The organism is Psychrobacter sp. 1U2 (assembly GCF_051847575.1).
In genome coordinates, this window is the sequence record NZ_JBPYDC010001791.1 from 1 (window position 1) to 523 (window position 523).

Below are 523 nucleotides of genomic sequence, written 5' to 3' on the forward strand. Positions count from 1 at the left end.
ATGTATGGCAGTATCAGAATGGTCAAACTGTTGCCTTACGTGCTATTGGCGAGCAACTGTTTTTTGAATTCCCAAGTCGAGCAATACATCATATCGGGAACAAATTTTCTATAGAAATAGATGGGTTTAAAGGTGCTTATGGCTATGAGCTTGATGTAAGAAAAGATTTACTTGATTATGGGATAGAACAACAAGCTTCCATTGTTGCGGATTATTGGGCACTTAAAAATGGGCTTATTGATAAAGTTAATCAAAGAGCTATTAATCGTAGTGAAGCATATTTAACTCACTATTCAATAGTAGTAGATACAGTAATTAAAAAATAGGTGGTGTTACAAAAAGTATGCTAGCAATGAAAGTCAATAAAGAATCCATGCTTCATTCTCTGATTTTACAAGACTTTCAAAGCATTGAAAATTGTTTAAATTTTAATCAGCATACTTTTTGATACACCACCAAAAAATAATTATAATTTATTTCAGCTAGAAAATTTTTGCAATATATTTTTCAAGAAGGTAATAAA

General features: G+C 30.8%; 1 pseudogene. It reads left to right on the forward strand.

What is annotated here, in order from left to right:
- Positions 1-326 (forward strand): annotated as a pseudogene (locus tag ACS8FD_RS24430) (hypothetical protein); the annotation flags it as partial.
- Between the last annotated feature and the right edge of the window lie 197 nt (positions 327-523).